This is a genomic window from Enterobacter sp. AG326 (assembly GCF_004362415.1).
Lineage (GTDB): Bacteria > Pseudomonadota > Gammaproteobacteria > Enterobacterales > Enterobacteriaceae > Enterobacter > Enterobacter asburiae.
In genome coordinates this window covers 1-21475 of sequence record NZ_SNXG01000010.1, presented here as the reverse complement: position 1 = coordinate 21475, position 21475 = coordinate 1, and the positions used below count along the sequence as shown (strand labels likewise).

Below are 21475 nucleotides of genomic sequence, written 5' to 3'. Positions count from 1 at the left end.
AATAATGAGTCAACATACTTCCGATCCGGCAACCCTACGACTGCCGTTTAAAGAAAAACTCGCCTACGGGATGGGCGACCTCGGCTCTAACATCCTGCTGGATATCGGCACGCTCTATCTGCTGAAGTTCTACACCGACGTGCTGGGGCTGCCGGGCACCTACGGCGGGATCATCTTCCTGATTGCGAAGTTCTTTACCGCCTTCACCGACATGGGTACCGGGATCATGCTCGACTCCCGGCGCAAGATTGGCCCAAAAGGGAAATTCCGCCCGTTCGTGCTGTACGCAGCATTCCCGGTGACCTTACTGGCGATAGCCAACTTCGTCGGCACACCGTTTGAAATTACCGGTAAAACGGTGATGGCGACGGTGCTGTTCATGCTGTACGGCCTGTTCTTCAGCATGATGAACTGCTCCTACGGCGCGATGGTGCCCGCCATTACCAAAAACCCGGACGAGCGCGCCTCGCTGGCCGCCTGGCGTCAGGGCGGCGCCACGCTGGGCCTGCTGCTCTGTACCGTCGGCTTTGTGCCGGTGATGAACCTGATTGAAGGTAACGACCAGCTTGGTTACATCTTTGCCGCGACCCTCTTCTCGCTGTTCGGGCTGTTCTTTATGTGGTGGTGCTACAAGGGCGTGACCGAGCGTTACGTCGAGACACAGCCTGCAAACCTGGCGCAAAAACCGGGCCTGCTGCAGTCGTTTCGCGCCATCGCCGGGAACCGTCCGCTGTTTATCCTGTGCATCGCTAACCTGTGCACGCTGGGTGCCTTTAACGTCAAGCTTGCCATCCAGGTCTACTACACGCAGTACGTGCTGAACGACCCGATTCTGCTTTCGTACATGGGCTTCTTCAGCATGGGCTGTATTTTTATCGGCGTCTTTATGATGCCCGGCGCGGTAAGGCGTTTCGGGAAGAAAAAGGTCTACATCAGCGGGCTGATGATTTGGGTGGCGGGCGATCTGCTCAACTACTTCTTCGGCGGCGGCTCGGTGAGCTTTGTGGCGTTCTCCTGCCTGGCGTTCTTTGGCTCCGCGTTTGTGAACAGCCTGAACTGGGCGCTGGTGTCCGATACCGTGGAATACGGCGAGTGGCGCACCGGCGTGCGCTCCGAGGGGACGGTCTACACCGGCTTTACCTTCTTCAGGAAAGTATCGCAGGCGCTGGCAGGCTTCTTCCCGGGGATCATGCTCACGCAAATCGGCTATGTGCCCAACGTGGTGCAATCCGCTGGAACGGTTGAAGGGCTACGGCAGCTGATATTTATCTACCCGAGCCTGCTGGCGGTTATCACCATCGTGGCGATGGGCTGCTTCTACAACCTCAACGAGAAGATGTATGTGCGCATCGTGGAAGAGATCGAACTGCGCAAACGTACGGCATAAATGACGTGATAGAGCGCCCGGCTGGGCGCTCTGAGGATCGACCATGACACATAACAGTGATCCGTTAACCCTGAAGTTAAGCCTGCGCGAGAAGTGCGCCTACGGGATGGGCGATTTTGGCTCGAACCTGATGCTCTGTATCGGGACGTTGTATTTGCTGAAGTTTTACACGGACGAACTGGGCATGCCTGCGTTCTATGGCGGCATCATTTTCCTGGTGGCAAAGTTTTTTACCGCGTTGACCGACATGCTGACCGGCGTGCTGCTGGACTCCCGGCGTAACATCGGCCCGAGGGGGAAGTTCCGGCCATTCATTCTTTACGCCTCCGTCCCGGTGGCGCTGGTCGCGACGGCGCAGTTTATGGCCAATGACTTTAGCCTGACGGTGAAAACGGCCCTCGCCACCGTGCTCTTCATGATGTTTGGCCTTTGCTATAGCCTCATGAACTGCGCCTACGGCGCGATGGTTCCGGCTATCACCAAAAACCCGAACGAGCGCGCGCAGCTTGCGGCGTGGCGTCAGGGTGGCGCAACGGTGGGGCTGTTGCTCTGCACCGTCGGCTTCATGCCCATCCAGGCGCTGTTCGTCAGCCAGCCCTCCCTCGGCTATCTGGTGGCCGCGCTGGCATTCGTCACCGGCGGCCTGTTCTGCATGTGGTGGTGCTATAGCGGCGTGAAAGAACGCTACGTGGAGCTCACGCCCGATCATCATAAGCCCGGCATGCTGAAATCGTTCTGCGCGATTTTCCGCAATCCGCCGCTGCTGGTGCTGTGCATCGCCAACCTGTGTACCCTCGCCGCGTTTAACATCAAGCTGGCGATTCAGGTCTATTACACTCAGTACGTGCTGAACGATCTGCATCTGCTGTCGTGGATGGGCTTCTTCAGCATGGGCTGCATTCTGATTGGCGTGTTTCTGGTGCCCGGCGCGGTGAAGCGCTTTGGCAAGAAACCGGTCTATCTGGGCGGGCTGACGCTGTGGGCGGTGGGCGACGTGCTGAACTTCTTCTGGGGGACCAGCTCCCTGCTGTTCGTGCTGTTTTCCTGCATGGCCTTTTTCGGCACGGCGTTTGTTAATAGCCTCAACTGGGCGCTGGTGCCGGACACCGTCGATTACGGCGAGTGGAAAACCGGCATTCGCGCCGAAGGGTCGGTTTATACCGGCTACACCTTCTCGCGCAAAATCTCTGCGGCGCTCGCTGGTTTCCTGCCCGGGATTATGCTGACCCAGATTGGCTACGTTCCCCATGCCGCGCAGAGCGCGGGCACGCTGCTGGGCTTACGTCAGCTTATTTTTCTCTGGCCGTGCGGCCTGGCGATCGTGGCTGCCGTGACCATGGGGCTGTTTTATAAACTCAACGAAGCGCGCTTCGCCTTTATTATCGAGGAGATTGGAAAACGGAAAAAACAATCAGCGAATACCCCTGAGATAACCACCAACAATAAAGCGTCAGCAGTCACTTTATAACAATAAATCCGGCCATTCTTTCCTTCCTGTTAATCAGGAGGGAGGCCTTTCTGTACCTGATACATGGACAAATTATGAAAAGAATCATCACTGTACTGATCGTGTCGTCTGTGTCCTGCCCGGTATTTGCCGGAGCGTATGTCGAAACGCGTGAAGCCTACAATACGGCCTCTGAGCTGCACGAGGTGATCCTGCGCGCGGGGTATAACTTCGACATGGGCGCGGGGCTGATGTTCACCAACGCCTATAACGTGGGGAAATGGGATGAGCTCAAGCACAGCTATAACGAAATAGAGGGGTGGTATCCGCTCTTCAAACCGACCGCCAAACTTACCTTCCAGCCCGGCGGGTTAATCAACGACAGCAGCGCGGGGTCAGGCGGCGCGGTTTATTTAGATACCAACTACAAATTTACGGACGGATTCAACCTGACGTTCCGCTATCGCTATAACCATAACAATTACGATACGCCGGACTATAACGGGCAGATGGATAAAAACGACACGCACGAATTTGCCAACTACTGGAATTTCAAAGTGACGGATGCATTTTTCTACACCTTTGAACCGCACTTTTTCCAGCGGGTGAATGATTACCACAGCAAAAATGGCAAAGACCATCACTGGGAGATTACCAATAAGTTCAGCTATAAGATCGACAGAAAATGGCTGCCGTATCTTGAGCTGCAGTGGCTGGACCGATGGAATGATTACAACCGCGAGCAGTACCGTATTCGATTAGGGTTACGGTATTCGTTCTAATAAAAAAGCCGCTGATTTCTCAGCGGCTTTTTTTAATACGCTTTAGCCGTATTAGTCTTCTTTCGGACCGCGCATCGCACGTTTACGATCGTTCTCGGTCAGGTGACGTTTACGGATACGAATTGACTGTGGAGTCACTTCTACCAGTTCGTCATCATCGATGAATTCCAGAGCCTGCTCCAGAGTCATCTTGATCGGTGGAACCAGAACCGTTGCTTCGTCAGTACCGGACGCACGCATGTTGGTCAGTTTCTTACCGGTCAGGCAGTTTACGGTCAGGTCGTTAGAACGACTGTGAATACCGATGATCTGGCCTTCATAAACTTCAGCACCGTGACCCAGGAACAGCTTACCGCGATCCTGCAGACCGAACAGCGCAAACGCAACCGCTTTACCCTGACCGTTGGAGATCAGCACGCCGTTGTTACGCTGGCCCACTTCGCCCGGACGCACGTCGTCGTAGTGGCTGAAGGTGGAGTACAGCAGACCGGTACCGGAGGTCATGGTCATGAACTCTGAACGGAAGCCGATCAGACCACGGCTTGGGATCACGTAGTCGAGACGTACGCGGCCTTTGCCGTCTGGATTCATGTTTTTCAGGTCGCCTTTACGCTCACCCAGAGCCTGCATCACAGAACCCTGGTGCTGCTCTTCAACGTCCAGCGTTACGTTTTCGAACGGCTCTTGTTTACGGCCGTCGATTTCGCGGAAGATTACTTTCGGACGGGAAACCGCCATTTCGAAACCTTCACGACGCATGTTCTCAATCAGAACAGACAGGTGCAGCTCACCACGACCGGAAACGCGGAATGCGTCTGCATCCGGGGTTTCTTCAACGCGCAGCGCAACGTTGTGCACCAGCTCTTTGTTCAGGCGGTCAAGGATCTGACGAGAGGTAACGAACTTACCTTCTTTACCACAGAACGGAGAGGTGTTGACGTTGAAGAACATGGTTACGGTTGGTTCATCAACGGACAGGGCTGGCAGCGCTTCGACGTTCTGCGGATCGCAGATGGTGTCGGAGATGTTCAGCTCACCCAGACCGGTGATAGCGATGATGTCGCCCGCTTCAGCGATGTCGCTCTCGATACGCTCAAGACCCAGGTGAGTCAGTACTTTACCAACTTTACCGTTACGGGTTTTGCCTTCGCTATCGATGATAGTGACCTGCTGGTTAGGCTTCACTTTACCGCGCTTGATACGACCAATGCCGATTACGCCAACGTAGTTGTTGTAGTCGAGCTGAGAGATCTGCATCTGCAGGGTGCCGTCGAGATCGACGTTTGGCGCAGGAACACGGTCAACAATCGCCTGATACAGCGGGGTCATGTCTTCAGCCATGTCTTCGTGGTCCAGACCTGCGATACCGTTCAGCGCAGAGGCGTAAACGATAGGGAAGTCCAGCTGCTCGTCGGTCGCGTCGAGGTTAACGAACAGGTCGAAGACCTGGTCAACAACCCAGTCAGGACGCGCGCCAGGGCGGTCAACTTTGTTGATAACAACGATTGGCTTCAGACCATGGGCAAAAGCTTTTTTGGTCACGAAGCGCGTCTGTGGCATTGGGCCATCCATTGCGTCAACGACCAGCAGAACGGAGTCTACCATGGACATTACACGTTCAACTTCACCACCGAAGTCGGCGTGCCCTGGGGTATCAACGATGTTGATACGGTAGTCATTCCATTTAATCGCGGTGTTTTTCGCGAGGATGGTAATCCCACGCTCTTTCTCCAAATCGTTGGAGTCCATCACGCGTTCTTGGGTTTCGGCACGCGCATCAAACGTACCGGATTGCTGCAGCAGCTTGTCAACCAGGGTAGTTTTACCATGGTCTACGTGCGCGATGATGGCGATGTTACGCAAATTTTCGATCACAACTTTGCCTCAGGCATTTAGAAATAGCGCGTTATTGTACACGGATTAATCGCACTACAAAACAGGATCACAAACATCCCCCGCAAACAAGTATTGCAGAGATGCTTTGTGATCGCTTTCACGGAGCGGTAAAAGGGCACTTTAACGTAAATTGCACCAATATGGTGCTCAATGTTCACATTGAAGCACTATACTGGTGCAACAAATCCATTGTGGTGCAGCCCTTTTGCACTATGGTGCGCATGATAACGCCTTTTTGGGGTGTTTTAAAAGTTGGCACAGATTTCGCTTTATAAAAAATACATGGCACCAGCCAGTACAAACAGAAATTGAAGACCTCGTTACCACGACGACAATGACCAATCTGGAGAGTTAAGTATGTCCGCTGAACACGTTTTGACGATGCTGAACGAACATGAAGTGAAGTTTGTTGATCTGCGCTTCACCGATACCAAAGGTAAAGAACAGCACGTCACAATCCCTGCTCATCAGGTGAACGCCGAATTCTTTGAAGAAGGCAAAATGTTTGACGGCTCCTCCATTGGTGGCTGGAAAGGCATTAACGAATCCGACATGGTTCTGATGCCAGATGCGACCACTGCGGTCATTGATCCGTTCTTCGAAGAACCAACCCTGATCATCCGTTGCGACATCCTTGAGCCAGGCACGCTGCAGGGCTACGACCGCGACCCACGTTCTATCGCGAAACGCGCTGAAGAGTACCTGCGTTCTACCGGCATCGCAGACACCGTTCTGTTCGGGCCAGAGCCAGAATTCTTCCTGTTCGATGACATCCGCTTCGGTGCTTCTATTTCTGGCTCCCACGTGGCTATCGACGACATCGAAGGTGCATGGAACTCCTCCACCAAATACGAAGGTGGTAACAAAGGTCACCGTCCTGGCGTGAAAGGCGGTTACTTCCCGGTTCCTCCTGTCGACTCTGCACAGGACATTCGTTCCACCATGTGTCTGGTGATGGAAGAGATGGGCCTGGTTGTTGAAGCTCACCACCACGAAGTGGCGACTGCTGGTCAGAACGAAGTGGCAACCCGCTTCAACACCATGACCAAAAAAGCGGACGAAATTCAGATCTACAAATACGTTGTGCACAACGTTGCGCACCGTTTCGGTAAAACCGCGACCTTCATGCCAAAACCAATGTTTGGCGATAACGGTTCCGGTATGCACTGCCACATGTCTCTGTCCAAGAACGGTACCAACCTGTTCTCTGGCGACAAATATGCCGGTCTGTCCGAGCAGGCTCTGTATTACATCGGTGGTGTTATCAAACACGCTAAAGCGATCAACGCCCTGGCGAACCCAACCACGAACTCCTACAAGCGTCTGGTCCCGGGCTACGAAGCGCCAGTGATGCTGGCCTACTCTGCACGTAACCGTTCTGCTTCTATCCGTATCCCGGTGGTGGCTTCTCCTAAAGCGCGTCGTATCGAAGTTCGCTTCCCGGACCCAGCGGCTAACCCATACCTGTGCTTCGCAGCACTGCTGATGGCCGGTCTGGACGGTATCAAGAACAAGATTCATCCGGGCGAAGCGATGGACAAAAACCTGTACGACCTGCCGCCAGAAGAAGCGAAAGAGATCCCACAGGTTGCTGGCTCTCTGGAAGAAGCCCTGCAGGCGCTGGACGCAGACCGCGAGTTCCTGACTGCAGGTGGCGTATTCACTGACGACGCTATCGATGCTTACATCGCCCTGCGTATGGAAGAGAACGACCGCGTGCGTATGACTCCACACCCGGTTGAGTTCGAGCTGTACTACAGCGTTTAATTAAAGTTGTTTTACCCGGCGTGATAAGCGCCGGGGGTAGTTGCCGTGGAAACTTTTAGCCCATCTCCGGATGGGCTTTTTTCTCCACCAACAACCTGATCTCACGCGCTTTTTACGCCGAAAACGCTATACTGCACTAAATTAGTGCAAACGACTCCAGGAGACTGCTGAATGGCAACTGGCACGCTGCCCGATGCTGGGCAGATCCTCAATTCTTTGATTAACAGCATATTGCTGGTCGATGACGAGCTGGCCGTTCATTACGCCAACCCGGCCGCGCAGCAGCTGCTCGCCCAAAGCGCACGTAAACTGTTTGGCACCCCGCTTCCTGAACTCCTGAGCTATTTTTCGCTGAATATTGGCCTGATGCAGGAAAGTTTGCAGGCTGGCCAGGGGTTTACCGATAACGAAGTCACGCTGGTGATCGACGGGCGCTCGCACATTCTGTCGCTGACCGCGCAGCGTCTTCCCGAAGGTCTGATCCTGCTGGAAATGGCGCCGATGGATAATCAGCGTCGACTGAGCCAGGAGCAGCTTCAGCATGCGCAGCAAATTGCCGCCCGTGACCTGGTGCGCGGTCTGGCACATGAAATCAAAAACCCGCTGGGTGGATTACGCGGCGCGGCGCAGCTTCTGACCAAGGCGCTGCCCGATCCCGCGCTGGCGGAGTATACCAACGTCATCATTGAGCAGGCGGACCGTCTGCGGAATCTGGTAGACCGTCTTCTCGGCCCACAGCAGCCGGGAATGCACGTCACAGAAAGCATCCATAAAGTGGCTGAGCGGGTGGTGAAGCTCGTCTCAATGGAGCTGCCGGAGAACGTCACGCTGGTACGTGATTACGACCCAAGCCTGCCGGAACTGGCCCATGACCCGGACCAGATTGAGCAGGTCCTGTTGAATATTGTGCGTAATGCCCTGCAGGCGCTGGGACCTGAAGGCGGCGAGATTATTTTACGCACCCGTACCGCCTTCCAGCTCACGTTACACGGCGTGCGCTACCGGCTGGCCGCCCGAATCGACGTTGAGGATAACGGGCCCGGCATTCCATCGCATTTGCAGGACACCCTGTTCTACCCGATGGTAAGCGGTCGCGAAGGCGGAACCGGCCTGGGCTTATCCATTGCCCGCAGTTTGATCGATCAACACTCCGGGAAAATTGAATTTACCAGTTGGCCGGGACATACCGAGTTTTCGGTTTTCCTGCCGATTAAAAAATAAAGGTGACGTTTATGCAACGAGGGATAGTCTGGGTAGTCGATGACGATAGCTCCATCCGTTGGGTGCTTGAACGCGCGCTCACAGGGGCGGGATTAAGCTGCACGACGTTTGAGAGCGGCAGCGAAGTGCTCGACGCACTCACCACTAAAACGCCAGATGTTCTGCTTTCGGATATTCGCATGCCGGGCATGGACGGGCTGGCGCTGTTAAAGCAGATCAAACAACGCCACCCTATGCTTCCGGTCATCATAATGACCGCGCACTCCGATCTGGATGCCGCAGTGAGCGCCTATCAGCAAGGGGCGTTCGATTACCTGCCCAAACCCTTTGATATCGACGAAGCGGTGGCGCTGGTTGAGCGCGCGATTAGCCATTATCAGGAGCAGCAACAGCCGCGCCACGCGCCCGATTTTGGGCCAACGACAGACATCATCGGTGAAGCGCCGGCGATGCAGGACGTGTTTCGCATTATTGGCCGTTTGTCCCGCTCGTCCATTAGCGTATTGATTAACGGTGAGTCGGGAACCGGTAAAGAGCTTGTGGCGCATGCATTGCACCGCCATAGCCCACGTGCAAAAGCGCCATTCATCGCCCTGAATATGGCGGCGATCCCGAAGGATTTGATTGAGTCCGAACTGTTCGGCCATGAAAAAGGGGCATTTACCGGCGCCAATACCATTCGCCAGGGGCGGTTCGAACAGGCCGATGGCGGTACGCTGTTCCTGGATGAGATCGGCGATATGCCGCTGGATGTCCAGACCCGCCTGCTGCGCGTGCTGGCCGACGGGCAGTTTTATCGCGTGGGCGGCTATGCGCCGGTGAAGGTGGACGTGCGTATTATCGCCGCGACCCACCAGAACCTGGAGCAACGCGTGCAGGAAGGAAAATTCCGCGAGGATTTATTCCACCGTCTGAACGTCATCCGCGTTCATCTGCCGCCGCTGCGTGAGCGTCGGGAAGATATTCCCCGCCTGGCGCGCCATTTCCTGCAGGTGGCCGCCCGCGAGCTGGGTGTGGAAGCCAAGCAGCTTCACCCGGAAACCGATGCCGCTCTGACGCGTCTGGCGTGGCCGGGCAACGTGCGCCAGCTGGAAAACACCTGCCGCTGGTTAACCGTGATGGCCGCCGGGCAGGAAGTGCTGATTCAGGATTTACCGGCCGAGCTGTTTGAAGCGACCGCACCTGAAAGCAGTACCGGGCACGCGCTGCCGGACAGCTGGGCGACGCTGCTGGCGCAGTGGGCCGACCGCGCGCTGCGTTCCGGTCATCAAAACCTGCTGTCTGAAGCTCAGCCAGAGATGGAGCGTACGCTATTAACTACCGCGCTTCGTCATACTCAGGGTCATAAGCAGGAAGCCGCTCGCCTGTTGGGATGGGGACGTAATACCCTGACGCGCAAGCTTAAAGAGCTGGGAATGGAGTGATCGTACGCCGCTGTGTAAAGGTTATTAATTGAGCGCAAATTGCCGTTATTTTGCGCTTTACTGTTCCGATGAGTTTTGTATGATCGTGCCCGGAAATTGGGGGTGAACATCATGCTGGAAACAATCGTGAATATGCTCTCTAGCGGAGCCGCTGAAAGCCACACGCCACAAACAGCCGTTGCGGCTATGCTGTGCGCGGCGCTGGTTGGGCTGTTTAGCTAGCGAGTTGAACGTAAAAGCCGGGTGGCGGCTTCGCCTTACCCGGCCTACGTTTTGTGCATTTTGCAATGCGCCTTAAATCACCCGCGAGAACTGCTGCAGTCGCGCTTTCTGGCGCAGATACGCGTCAAAGCACATGCAAATATTACGGATCAACAGACGCCCTTTCGGCGTGACCTCAATCGCGTTCTCCGACACATCCACCAGCCCGTCTTTCGCCAGCGGTGCAATCAGCTTCAGGTCTTCCGCAAAATAATCGCTGAAGTGCAGATCCCACTGCGACTCAACGTCGCTGAAATCGAGACGGAAGTTGCAGATGAGCGCCTTAATGACATCGCGACGGATGCAGTCGTCGCGCGTTAACGCAATGCCGCGCCTCAGCGCGTTGCCCGTTTCATCAACCTGCTGGTAGTAGCGCTTCAGCTCTTTCTGGTTCTGCGCGTAACAGTCGCCAATCATACTGATGGCGGAGACGCCCATCCCCAGCAAATCGGTATCGCCCTGCGTCGTGTAGCCCTGGAAGTTACGGTGCAGTACCCCTTCACGCTGCGCAATCGCCAGCTCGTCATCCGGACGAGCAAAGTGATCCATCCCGATAAACTGATAGCCGGTTTCGGTCAGCGAGGTGATGGTTTCCTGCAGAATATCCAGCTTCTGCTGGGCTGAAGGAAGATCGGCATCTTTGATTTTGCGCTGGGCGGCAAAGAGGGTCGGCAGGTGCGCATAGTTAAAGACGCTCAGGCGGTCCGGGTTGAGTTCGGCCACGCGCTTCAGGGTGAAGGCGAAGCTCTCCGGCGTCTGCTTTGGCAGGCCGTAAATCAGGTCGATATTGGTCGATGTAAAGCCGATATCACGCGCGTGGTTGAGCAAGGCAAAGATAAACTCTTCGTCCTGCTCGCGGTTCACCAGACGCTGAACCTCTTTATTGAAATCCTGCACGCCCATGCTCAGACGATTGAAGCCTTCGGCGCGTAAGTGCTCCAGTACATCCAGCTCAATTTCACGCGGATCGACTTCGATCGAGATTTCAGCGTCGGCGTTAAAACTGAAATTGCCGCGCAGCAGGGTCATCAGGCGGCTTATTTGCGCTTTATTCAGATAGGTTGGCGTGCCGCCGCCCCAGTGAAGCTGGCTGACGTGACGGCCAGCAAACAGCGGTGCGCGATGGACAATTTCTTGTTCGAGGGCATCAAGATACTGATCGGCTTTGTGCTGCTGACGGGTAACGATTTTATTGCAGCCGCAGAAGTAGCAGAGCTTGTGGCAGAACGGAATATGGACGTAGAGCGACAGCGGACGCTCAGGATAGCGCGCGACAGCATGCTGGAAATCAGCCTCGCCGAAGGCATCGGAGAACTCCAGCGCGGTGGGGTATGACGTATAACGCGGCCCGGAATAGTTATATTTCTGGATTAGGGCCAAATCCCAGTCGATAGTTGGTGCTGACATGCTCACTCCTTCCGTTGGTGTCGCGTTCGTATACGGCGGCCCGTTCTGACCCCGTTGCGGGCCATCACTCGGGTGCGCAGCCACTTCTGTCGCCGCGACAACCGCCGTAGTTTAACGAATAACCACACCAGATAACATATAACCGGAAGGGTTATAAGCAGGACTATCGTGCCTGCCGGGTGCAAATGTTAGTTTCCACCCTTCAGAAGTCGCATCATATCTTCCTGCTTCTCGTCTTCTTCTTCATCTTCGTCATCGTCGTATGACAGGCCCAGCTTCTGCATCAGTTCATCGATACGATCCAGTTTGGCATCCACCCATGACTGCTCTTCAGCGGTCAGGGTTTCACCCTCTTCAAGACGTTCCAGCAGCGCGTCCAGGCGCTCATCGTTCTCCAGCAAATCCAGCTCAGCCTGCGGTGAAAGCATAGGTTTCTCGCTCTTTGGTTTGTGCTGCTTAGTGACCGGGGTGTCTGTCACGCCCAGTGGAATGGGAGTTTTACTGCCGATACGAGGGTCTTTCTGCTGTTTGCCTTTTGCAGAAGCACCCGCTGCACCACCACCGTTGGCACGGCTACCCGCAGTATGACCGCGATGTTTTTTGTCGCGTTTACGATCGCGCGCTTCCTGGTTCAGTTCTTCGCGCGTTTTGCGGCGTGCTTTTGCAGGGCGTTTCGCGCCCGCAGCGGAGGTTGGTTTTTTCATGATGTTTTATCTTTAAGTCGTTTTCTTCAGTATAGAATTGCGGCGAAATCTAGCAGAAAGCAAGCAAAGAAAAAAGGCGACAGAGCAATCTGTCGCCTTTTTTCCTGACTCACAACCCTTAGCGGGTCAGACTTTCCGTGTTTGCCAACAACAAACCCTGTTTATCCCTTGGCTAATACCATCCGTGATACGGTTCCATTTCCTTTTAAAACGCCTCCAGGCGCTGGTCATCCTGACAATCCTGCGTCTTCGCCTCCTGGCGCTCCTGACCCTTGTCCTTAAGTCGATATCCTGCTGGCTTCCTCGCCCTGACGCACACTTTACCTTGTTCCGTTAAACTAACAAGCAACGAAACGGTACAAAAAGGAATTTTCAGACAATTACCCGGAAATAAGCTTATGATTTAAAACAGTTTGGCTTTTTTGACGCCTGCGAATTCTCTGAAATCTCCCATAGCATCACTGGCCGATCTCTCACACCGGTTGGGGCATTCGCCTACAGCTCATCGCAATCAGAAAAGCCTTTTGCCTGCATTCGGGTATAATCCCCTTCAGATTACGATTTTGGAGACGACCACGTGACTACCTGGAACTACCAACAGACGCATTTTGTCACCAGTGCGCCCGATATTCGCCACCTTCCCTCTGATACCGGTATTGAAGTGGCATTTGCTGGCCGCTCCAATGCGGGGAAATCCAGCGCCCTGAATACGCTGACCAATCAGAAGAGCCTGGCGCGTACCTCAAAAACACCTGGCCGTACCCAGCTGATCAACCTGTTTGAAGTCGCTGAGGGCAAACGCCTGGTCGACTTACCGGGCTACGGTTACGCGCAGGTACCGGAAGAGATGAAAATCAAGTGGCAGCGTGCGCTGGGTGAATACCTGGAAAAACGCCTGTGCCTGAAAGGTCTGGTGGTGCTGATGGATATTCGCCATCCCCTGAAAGATCTGGATCAGCAGATGATCGACTGGGCTGTAGCAAGCGATATCGCCGTGCTGGTGCTGCTGACGAAAGCCGATAAGCTGGCGAGCGGCGCGCGTAAAGCGCAGGTGAATATGGTTCGCGAAGCGGTGCTGGCGTTCAACGGTGATGTGCAGGTTGAGCCGTTCTCCTCCCTGAAAAAGCAGGGCGTGGACAAGCTGCGTCAGAAGCTCGACACCTGGTTTAGCGAGCTGGAACCCGCGACGGAAGCGGAAGAAGAGTAATACCGAGCGCGGCGATAGCCGCGTTTTTTTTGCCTGAATTTTTCTTTGACGCAATAAAAAACGCCCCAGTCATTACTGACTGGGGCGGCTAAAATATTCAGCCAAATCCGATTACGTGAAGTAAAAGGTCTGAAAGATAGAACATCTTACCTCTGTACCCTACGCCGACAACTCTACCCCTTTTTGTGCTGCAGAAAAAGCACTTTTTGTAGTTTTTTTTCATTCTTTACATAGGGAATTCTAATGATTGTCACAAAACGCGCGTTGTTATGTTGCAAACTTACATAAAAAGCGCGTTATGCGAAGAACCGTTAGTGAGCCTGATCCCAGTTTTCGCCACTTCCTACTTCCACCAGCAACGGTACGTCAAGCGTCATGCTGCTTTCCATCAGTTCGTGGATCTTCTTCGACACGGCGTCAATGTCGTCTTTGTGCACTTCAAATACCAGTTCATCGTGTACCTGCATGATCATTTTCACGCGAGGCTTCTCTTCTTCCAGCCAGGCATCAACGGCGATCATTGCACGCTTAATAATGTCCGCCGCGGTACCCTGCATCGGGGCGTTGATCGCCGCACGCTCTGCGCCAGCGCGACGCGCCGCGTTGCTGGATTTGATGTCCGGTAAGTAGAGACGGCGGCCATCCAGGGTTTCGACGTAACCTTTTTCCTTCGCCTGCGCGCGGGTGCGTTCCATATATTCCAGCACGCCCGGATAACGCTCGAAGTAGAGATCCATATACTTCTGCGACTCTTTACGCGGAATGTTGAGCTGGCGCGAAAGACCAAATGCACTCATGCCGTAAATCAGACCGAAGTTGATCGCCTTAGCACTGCGGCGCTGTTCGTTGGTCACGCTGTCCAGCGGCAAGCCGAAGACTTCCGCCGCGGTTGCCCGGTGGATATCCTTCCCTTCGGCAAACGCGGTCAGCAGGCCTTTGTCGCGGGACAGATGCGCCATAATGCGCAGCTCAATTTGCGAGTAGTCAGCAGAGACAATCAGATAATCCTCTGGTGCGATGAAAGCCTGGCGAATACGGCGGCCTTCTTCGTTACGTACCGGGATGTTCTGCAGGTTGGGATCGGTAGATGAGAGACGACCGGTCGCCGCGACAGCCTGATGGTACGACGTGTGCACGCGACCCGTTTTCGGGTTGATCATCAGCGGGAGCTTGTCGGTGTAGGTAGACTTCAGCTTCGCGAGGCCACGGTACTGCAGAATCACTTTTGGCAGCGGGTAGTCCAGCGCCAGCTCTTCCAGCACCTCTTCAGAGGTTGACGGCGCGCCGCCTGGGGTCTTCTTCAGCGGCTTGATGCCCTGCTTTTCAAACAGAATGGTTTGCAGCTGCTTCGGTGAAGAGAGGTTAAACGGCTCGCCTGCAAGCTCATGCGCTTTTTGCTCGAGCTCGGTCAAACGCTGCGCCAGCTCCCCGGAGTGGTTATGCAGCACCGTTGGGTCAATCTTCACGCCGTTGCGTTCAATGCGGGACAGCACGGGCACCAGCGGCATCTCGATATGCTGGAACACATTCAGCGGACCTTCATGCTTCTGCAGTTTTGGCCACATCTTCAGGTGCAACTGCAGCGTGACATCTGCGTCTTCCGCCGCGTAGCGCCCCGCTTCTTCCAGAGCAATCTGGTTAAAGGTGAGCTGATTTTTCCCTTTACCGGCAATCTCTTCAAAGGTGATCGTTTTGTGCTTGAGCCAGCGGTCAGATAAGGAATCCATATCATGGCGGCCCGCGACGCTGTCCAGAATGTAGGATTCAAGCATGGTGTCGAAGGCAATCCCGCGCAGTTCAATGCCGTAGTTTTGCAAAATACCGCGGTCGTACTTGAGGTTTTGTCCAACCTTGAGCGCCTTTTCGTCTTCCAGGATCGGCTTCAGCAGCTCAAGCACGCGTTCACGGGAGATCTGCTCCGGCGCATCCAGGTAATCGTGCGCCACAGGGACGTAGGCGGCAATACCAGGCTCTGTCGCAAATGACAGGCCAACCATATTGGCTGAGATGTTATCAAGACTGTCAGTTTCGGTATCAAAGGCAAAGACCGGCGCCTTTTTCAGTTTCTCGATCCAGGCGATCAGCTGTGACTCTTCAAGAATGGTTTCGTAGTTGTCGAAGGAAAGCGCCACGGCTTCTTCTTCCGCCTGCTCTTCTGCGTCAACGACGATCGTCTCCTTTGGCTTTGCAGCAGGTTTGGCCCCTTTCGCCTGCAGCCATTTACCGGCTTCAACGTCAGCGGTCCAGCGCTTGAACTCGTATTTCTTAAACAGGCTCAGCAGATCGTCAGCGGAAGGCTGTTGCACTTCAAGCTGCTCACAGCCCAGCTCTAGTTCGACATCGGTTTTGATTGTGGCCAGCTTATAGGAGAGATAAGCCACCTCTTTGTTCTCTTCCAGTTTTCCGGCCATGGTTTTTGCGCCACGGAAGGAGAGCCCGGCGATTTTATCCGATTCCGCGTACAGCGTATCCAGACCGCCCAGCCCCTGAAGCAGCGCCTGCGCGGTTTTTTCACCGACGCCAGGGACACCCGGGATGTTATCCGAGGAGTCGCCCATCAACGCGAGGAAGTCGATAATCAGCTCGGGCGGCACGCCATACTTTGTGACCACTTCTTCTGGCCCCAGAATGGTGTTGGTCATGGTGTTAATCAGGGTGATACCTGGCGTCACCAGTTGCGCCATATCTTTATCACCGGTGCTGATCAGCACAGGACGACCCATCTTTTCTGCTTCACGCGCCAGCGTGCCGATGACGTCATCAGCCTCAACGCCAGAGACGGCCAGCAGCGGCAGCCCCATCGCTTTTACCATGGTGTGCAGCGGCTCAATCTGCGCACGCAGATCGTCAGGCATTGGCGGACGGTGAGATTTGTAATGCTCAAACAGCTCATCACGGAAAGTTTTACCTTTCGCATCAAAGACTACAGCCGCATGGGTTGGCTGATACTGAAGGATCAGGCTGCGCAGCATGTTCAGCACGCCGTACATTGCGCCGGTAGGTTCCCCTGCGCTATTGGTCAGAGGAGGAAACGCATGGTACGCCCGATACAGGTAAGAAGAGCCATCGACGAGAATAAGAGGGTTTTCTGGGATCTGAACCATAATGTCCGTGCCTTTAATCAATTTATGGGTAAAGGATGCCACAGAAGGATGAAAACATCAGGTATTAGCGCCAGATACAGGAAAAGATTTTGCGATCGTGAGGATCGCTCGCAAAAATCAAACTGTGGATAAGTTTGTGCATATTTTCACTTCATATGAATAACAGACGTAAAAAATACATATGAGTTAATTTTTAGATCTTAATTATCATGCTGTTATCGCATTAGATCTTCTCTATATGGTCACCTGATGGCAATTTAGTCTATGTGGATATAAGCCTTGTTAAGCGCGGAATCACAGAGAAATCTTCTGCGACAGTGTAAAAGCGGCCAAATCATCACGTCAAAGCGCCATTAATTTGTCTGTTTTCTGGTAAAATCAGCGCCCGGCGTTGCATAGCCGACCGCTCACTTAAAGCTAACCATTTGAAAAAGCTCATCATGTCGAGATTGCTCGCTGCAATAACATTACTGTTAAGCATCATTTTAACTATCCTGGTGACTGTCGCCTGCTCTGTGCCGATCATTATCGCCGGGATTATTAAACTGCTGCTGCCTGTCCCTGTGGTGTGGCGAGCCGTGTCCGCATTTTGTAATTTCATGATGTACTGCTGGTGCGAAGGACTGGCGATCCTGCTGTGCCTGAACCCGCATCTGAAGTGGGATATCAAAGGGCTGGAGAGTCTTAACAAGAAAAACTGGTATCTGCTGATCTGCAATCACCACAGCTGGGCGGACATCGTGGTGTTATGCGTACTTTTTCGCAAACACATCCCGATGAACAAATACTTTCTGAAGCAGCAGCTCGCCTGGGTGCCTTTTATCGGGCTGGCCTGCTGGGCGCTTGATATGCCGTTTATGAAACGCTATTCGCGCAGCTATTTAATTCGTCATCCCGAGCGTCGCGGCAAAGATGTGGAGACCACGCGCCGTTCCTGCGAAAAGTTTCGCGCGCATCCTACGACCATCGTGAACTTTGTTGAAGGCTCCCGATTTACGGAGGAGAAGCATCAACAAACTCGCTCTCCTTACCAGCACTTGCTGCCGCCAAAGGCTGCGGGTATTGCGATGGCGCTTAACGTGCTGGGAGCACAGTTCGATAAACTCCTGAACGTCACGCTCTGCTATCCGGAAAACGATATGACGCCGTTTTTTGATATGCTCAGCGGCAAACTTACGCGCATTGTTGTGCGTGTCGATCTGGTCCCGATAGATGCCGGGCTGCACGGTGATTACGTTAACGATAAGAATTTCAAGCGTCGTTTCCAGCAGTGGCTTAATACGCTCTGGAAAGAGAAAGACGAACAGATAGACAATATTAAATCTTCATACAAAAACGCCGGTCAGTGACCGGCGTTTTTACATCAGCGAAATTACTTCTTCTCAACCAGGTATTTTACGGTATCAGCATACTGCTGTACGAAGATATCCATGCTGCTGGTGTCCATGCCCTGCATGTTCAGCTGGTATTTGCCGTTAACAAACATCGCCGGAACGCCCTGAAGCTGGAGGTCAGCAGCCGCTTTTTCCTGCTGGGCAACCAGTGATTTCACCACAAAGCTGTTCCATGCAGCGTCATACTCTTCACCTTTCACGCCGGCATCAACGAACACTTTACGGATATCCGCAGTAGTCTGAACGGTCTGGGTTTTCTGTACGGCTTCAAACATTGGCGCAGTGATCTTATCTTCCACGCCCAGTGCCATCGCAACCGCCCACGCCTGAGTCAGGTCTTTACCCAATGGGCCCAGGAACTCGACGTGATACTTGGTCATTTTGGTGCCTTCCGGCAGCTTTTTCTTCACGTTGTCAGACACATGCAGAACCTGCTCGAACTGATAGCAGTGCGGGCAGTAGAACGAGAAGAACTCCAGAACCTGTGGCTCGCCAGCGACCGGTTTGTCCAGCGTGGTGTACTGTTTGCCGTCGGTAAACTGCGCAGCAGAAGCGCTAAATGCCAGAATCATACCTGCCAGCGCCAGCCAAATTTTTTTCATGATTAACTCTCTCCTGGGTGTGTCCAATTAATACATCGGCGTTAATTGCAGAGGGGGTTCCTGAAGAACCTTGACCTGCTCAGTAAATGTAGATATCTGGCTACGCCAGTAATCCTCTCCGGTAAGCCACGGGAAATTCCGGGGAAATGCGGGATCGTCCCAACGCCTGATTAACCATGCGAGATAATAAACAAAACGCATCGCACGTAAAGGCTCAATCAGGGCAATTTCGTCTGAATTAAACGGGCTAAATTCTTCATAAGCTTCAATAATGGTTTCAAGCTGCATGCGTTGCTCGGTTTTATCGCCATTGAGCAGCATCCACAGGTCCTGAACCGCTGGCCCCATACGCGCATCATCGAGATCGACAAACAGCGGGCCATCACGCCAGAGGATATTTCCGGCATGACAATCGCCGTGCAGGCGCAGGACGGAAATATCGTCGCGCCAGCAGGTTTTAACGGCAGCAATGAGCTTATCGGTGGCGTTGAGGAAATCATCCTTTAACGCAGTGGGGATCATGGCAGACGTTTCGAATATTCCCCGCGGTTCAAGAAGGTATTCCTGAAATCCGATAGTCGGGCGGGCAATAAAGGCTTTTTTGCGTCCCGTCTGGTGTATGCGCCCAAGATAGCGGGCAACCCACTCCATCTGATCGATATTATCCGCTTCAAACTGGCGCCCCCCCAGGCTCGGGAACACAGCGTAGTAAAACCCTTCGTGCGTGAGGAGCGTTTGGTTATTAAATTTTAGCGGTGCGGCAACGGGAACATCGTCATCCAGCAGATCGTGAGCAAACTGATGCTCTTCCTGAATTTGTTCTGCGGACCAGCGTTCAGGGCGATAGAACTTTACGACGAAGCGCTGACGATCCTCGTCCTGAAATTGATAGACGCGGTTTTCGTAGCTGTTTAACGGTGTTAGCCCGGAATCCACCCGAATATCCTGTTCAAACAGGGCATCCATAATGGTGTCCGGGTGTAATGTCTGGAAAGTAAAAGCCTGGTCGTTCATCCGATCATCCGGAAATTATACGAATGATTCAGGATATCATCTTGTGGCGATTTCGGTGCCGCCGCTTACAAGCTTTTACTCTTTAATTACGCCTCGGGCGCGCAATAATGCAGTCTTAAAATCTTCCTCATAATCCTTCTGAATACCAGGAATAACAGCATCTTTGGCAGAATCACGCATTTTAAGGTGGTAGATCAGGATGTCGTCAGAAAGGTCTGCCAGATCGCCGTCAAAACCTGACTCTTTCGCCAGTTTCTGTAAAAATTGCATCAGATTTAGCTCTGGCTCTTTTTGCCAGGCGGGCTGGAGGAGTTCAATAACTTCATTCAGACGTTTACATTTCATGGTGGGGCTCCTTTCATTTAGAGTGACACGTTAGCAGGGTCAATCCCACAATAAAAGAGGCGATATTCGTGAATCTTAGCCAGGAAATCATTGGGGTCGTTCTGGCAGGTGGCAGAGCGACGCGAATGGGGGGGAAAGATAAGGGGCTTCAACGCCTGAACGGCAAACCCTTATGGCAATGTGTCGCTGATACGCTCGCAGGCCAGGTGTCGACAATGGTCATCAGTGCTAACCGGCATCTCGACACTTACCAGCTCAGCGGGTACGCCGTTTACCAGGATATCCTTGAGGATTACCCGGGACCGCTGGCCGGGATGCTTTCTGTAATGCAACAGTCTTGCGGAGAGTGGTTCATCTTCTGTCCCTGCGATACTCCGTTTATTCCGTCCTGTCTTGTCGAGCGTTTGTTGCTGCTTCGCGGTACGGCTCCTGTGGTTTGGGTACATGACGGCGAGCGTGATCATCCTGCTATCGCATTGATGCACCGATCGCTAGCGCCAGCCCTGCAGTCCTATCTGGCTGCGGGTGAGCGCAGGGTGATGGTTTTTATGCGCGAGTCTGGCGGCCATCCCGTTGATTTTAGCGATTTGAAATCAGCATTTGTGAATGTGAATACGCGTGAAGATCTGCAGATGATGCAGGAGAAAAGATGATACCTGTTGTAGCCATTTCCGCCTGGAGTGGGACCGGGAAAACCACGCTGCTGAAAAAGCTCATTCCTGCGCTTTGTGCAAGAGGTATCCGTCCAGGCTTGATTAAGCATACCCACCATAATATGGATGTCGATAAACCTGGCAAAGATAGCTATGCGTTACGTAAAGCGGGTGCAGCGCAAACGATGGTGGCAAGTACTCAACGCTGGGCGCTGATGACAGAAACGCCGGATGAGGCGCCGCTGGATCTCGCTTATCTGGTCAGCCGGATGGATCATTCCACGCTCGATCTGGTGCTGGTTGAGGGATTTAAGCATGAGGCCGTGCCTAAGATCCTGCTGTTCAGAAGCGATGCCGGACATGATTTCAGCGAGTTAACGCTGGATGAGCATGTGATTGCGGTGGCCAGTGATGTTGTATTGCCGCTTGAGGTTCCGGTGCTGGACTTAAATGATGTGGATGGGATTGCGGACTTTATTGTGGCGTGGAGTGCGGTCTGACTTGCCGGGTGCTGGCTTTGCCTTACCCGGCCTACAAAATTCGTTGGTTCAGAAACGCAAAAAGGCCATCCTTTCGGATGGCCTCTTCACTTATTTGATGCCTGGCAGTTCCCTACTCTCACATGGGGAGACCCCACACTACCATCGGCGCTACGGCGTTTCACTTCTGAGTTCGGCATGGGGTCAGGTGGGACCACCGCGCTAAAGCCGCCAGGCAAATTCTGTTAAATCTGTATCAAAGCTGAAATTTGATTGTCTGTCTCTTCGCCGAAACAGCTTCGGCGTTGTAAGGTTAAGCCTCACGGTTCATTAGTATCGGTTAGCTCAACGCATCGCTGCGCTTACACACCCGACCTATCA

At 53.6% G+C, this 21475-nt stretch carries 18 protein-coding genes and 1 rRNA gene; 11 read left to right on the top strand and 8 right to left on the bottom strand.

The genetic code is table 11. From position 1 onward, the window contains the following. The first annotated feature begins 4 nt into the window (after positions 1-4). The 3 genes from DFO52_RS20780 (at position 5) to ompL (ending at position 3616) form a co-directional block, all read left to right on the top strand. Complete coding sequence (locus tag DFO52_RS20780; protein WP_047646936.1) at positions 5-1387, top strand: MFS transporter; 1383 nt, start codon at positions 5-7, stop codon at positions 1385-1387. A gap of 43 nt (positions 1388-1430) precedes the next feature. After that, positions 1431-2855: an MFS transporter gene (locus DFO52_RS20775; protein WP_047646935.1), complete on the top strand. Its 1425-nt coding sequence runs from the start codon at positions 1431-1433 to the stop codon at positions 2853-2855. A 74-nt stretch (positions 2856-2929) separates the two neighbouring features. After that, entirely contained in the window at positions 2930-3616 is a 687-nt protein-coding gene (gene ompL / locus DFO52_RS20770; RefSeq protein WP_133551117.1) for a porin OmpL, read from the top strand. 51 nt (positions 3617-3667) lie between these two features. On the opposite strand, the gene typA is transcribed toward ompL, so the two are convergent. Then, positions 3668-5491 carry a ribosome-dependent GTPase TypA gene (gene typA / locus DFO52_RS20765; protein WP_029741474.1) on the bottom strand — a complete coding sequence of 608 codons (1824 nt, stop codon included), beginning with the start codon at positions 5489-5491 and terminating at the stop codon, positions 3668-3670. Positions 5492-5869: 378 nt separating this feature from the next. Between typA and glnA the strand changes: the two genes are divergently transcribed. From glnA to DFO52_RS20740, 4 genes are all read left to right on the top strand, one after another. Beyond that, complete coding sequence (gene glnA / locus DFO52_RS20760; protein ID WP_023309763.1) at positions 5870-7279, top strand: glutamate--ammonia ligase; 1410 nt, start codon at positions 5870-5872, stop codon at positions 7277-7279. A 171-nt stretch (positions 7280-7450) separates the two neighbouring features. Continuing rightward, positions 7451-8500, top strand: a complete 1050-nt coding sequence (gene glnL, locus DFO52_RS20750) for a nitrogen regulation protein NR(II) (RefSeq protein WP_008501857.1) — start codon at positions 7451-7453, stop codon at positions 8498-8500. 11 nt (positions 8501-8511) lie between these two features. Then, positions 8512-9924, top strand: coding sequence for a nitrogen regulation protein NR(I) (gene glnG, locus DFO52_RS20745; protein ID WP_023309765.1), 1413 nt, complete (start codon positions 8512-8514; stop codon positions 9922-9924). A 111-nt stretch (positions 9925-10035) separates the two neighbouring features. Continuing rightward, positions 10036-10146: a YshB family small membrane protein gene (locus DFO52_RS20740; protein WP_023333898.1), complete on the top strand. Its 111-nt coding sequence runs from the start codon at positions 10036-10038 to the stop codon at positions 10144-10146. A 72-nt stretch (positions 10147-10218) separates the two neighbouring features. On the opposite strand, the gene hemN is transcribed toward DFO52_RS20740, so the two are convergent. Next, entirely contained in the window at positions 10219-11592 is a 1374-nt protein-coding gene (gene hemN / locus DFO52_RS20735; protein ID WP_133551116.1) for an oxygen-independent coproporphyrinogen III oxidase, read from the bottom strand. Between the two features lie 188 nt (positions 11593-11780). Next, positions 11781-12296: a Der GTPase-activating protein YihI gene (yihI, locus tag DFO52_RS20730; RefSeq protein WP_033146972.1), complete on the bottom strand. Its 516-nt coding sequence runs from the start codon at positions 12294-12296 to the stop codon at positions 11781-11783. Between the two features lie 577 nt (positions 12297-12873). On the opposite strand from yihI, the gene yihA reads away from it, so the two are divergent. Beyond that, entirely contained in the window at positions 12874-13503 is a 630-nt protein-coding gene (gene yihA / locus DFO52_RS20725) for a ribosome biogenesis GTP-binding protein YihA/YsxC (protein WP_023309768.1), read from the top strand. 311 nt (positions 13504-13814) lie between these two features. Here the strand turns inward: yihA and polA are convergent, their stop codons facing one another. Then, positions 13815-16607 (bottom strand): DNA polymerase I, encoded by a 2793-nt coding sequence (gene polA, locus DFO52_RS20720; protein ID WP_133551115.1) that lies wholly within the window; start codon positions 16605-16607, stop codon positions 13815-13817. Between the two features lie 440 nt (positions 16608-17047). Between polA and DFO52_RS20715 the strand changes: the two genes are divergently transcribed. After that, a complete protein-coding gene (locus DFO52_RS20715) occupies positions 17048-17956 on the top strand; it encodes an acyltransferase (protein WP_133551114.1) in 909 nt (302 codons plus the stop codon). A gap of 23 nt (positions 17957-17979) precedes the next feature. Here DFO52_RS20715 and dsbA read toward each other — a convergent pair whose 3' ends face one another. The 3 genes from dsbA to DFO52_RS20700 all read right to left on the bottom strand — a co-directional run bounded on the left by dsbA (position 17980) and on the right by DFO52_RS20700 (position 19962). Further along, entirely contained in the window at positions 17980-18603 is a 624-nt protein-coding gene (dsbA, locus tag DFO52_RS20710) for a thiol:disulfide interchange protein DsbA (RefSeq protein ID WP_109846461.1), read from the bottom strand. Positions 18604-18630: 27 nt separating this feature from the next. Continuing rightward, positions 18631-19617 carry a serine/threonine protein kinase gene (locus DFO52_RS20705; protein WP_029741466.1) on the bottom strand — a complete coding sequence of 329 codons (987 nt, stop codon included), beginning with the start codon at positions 19615-19617 and terminating at the stop codon, positions 18631-18633. A 75-nt stretch (positions 19618-19692) separates the two neighbouring features. After that, on the bottom strand, positions 19693-19962 hold the full coding sequence (locus DFO52_RS20700) for a YihD family protein (RefSeq protein ID WP_008501866.1): 270 nt from the start codon (positions 19960-19962) through the stop codon (positions 19693-19695). Positions 19963-20030: 68 nt separating this feature from the next. Between DFO52_RS20700 and mobA the strand changes: the two genes are divergently transcribed. Beyond that, complete coding sequence (gene mobA / locus DFO52_RS20695; RefSeq protein WP_133551113.1) at positions 20031-20615, top strand: molybdenum cofactor guanylyltransferase MobA; 585 nt, start codon at positions 20031-20033, stop codon at positions 20613-20615. Beyond that, positions 20612-21115, top strand: a complete 504-nt coding sequence (gene mobB, locus DFO52_RS20690; protein WP_133551112.1) for a molybdopterin-guanine dinucleotide biosynthesis protein MobB — start codon at positions 20612-20614, stop codon at positions 21113-21115. The genes mobA and mobB overlap by 4 nt, the downstream gene beginning before the upstream one ends. 99 nt (positions 21116-21214) lie before the next feature. Here the strand turns inward: mobB and rrf are convergent. Next, positions 21215-21330, bottom strand: a 5S ribosomal RNA gene (gene rrf, locus DFO52_RS20685). Between the last annotated feature and the right edge of the window lie 145 nt (positions 21331-21475).